Raw genomic sequence first — 341 nt, forward strand, 5'->3', positions numbered from 1 at the left:
CCGGTCGTCGGCGCCCGGCGCGGGGCGGGACGCGAGCAGCGCCCGCGTGTAGGGGTGCCGGGCCGCCTCGTGCAGGTGCGCGGCGGGCAGGTCCTCCACCAGCGTGCCCGCGTACATCACCGCGACCCGGTCGCAGACGGCGGCGGCCAGCGCCAGGTCGTGCGTGATGAACAGCAGGGCCAGGCCCCGGGCCGCACGGGCCTCGTCGATGATCGCCATCACCTCGGCCTGGGTCGTCACGTCCAGCGCGGTGGTCGGTTCGTCGGCGAGCAGCAGGCGCGGGTTCCCGGCGAGCGCGGCCGCGATCATCACGCGCTGGAGCAGCCCCCCGGACAGCTCCG

1 protein-coding gene is annotated in these 341 nt (G+C 76.8%); it reads right to left on the minus strand.

Annotation, left to right across the window (positions count from 1 at the left end; all coding sequences use genetic code 11):
- A partial coding sequence (locus G3I40_RS31215) for an ATP-binding cassette domain-containing protein (RefSeq protein ID WP_164305973.1) occupies positions 1-341 on the minus strand: 341 nt, incomplete at both ends.

The organism is Streptomyces sp. SID14478, from assembly GCF_010548525.1.
Taxonomy (GTDB): domain Bacteria; phylum Actinomycetota; class Actinomycetes; order Streptomycetales; family Streptomycetaceae; genus Streptomyces.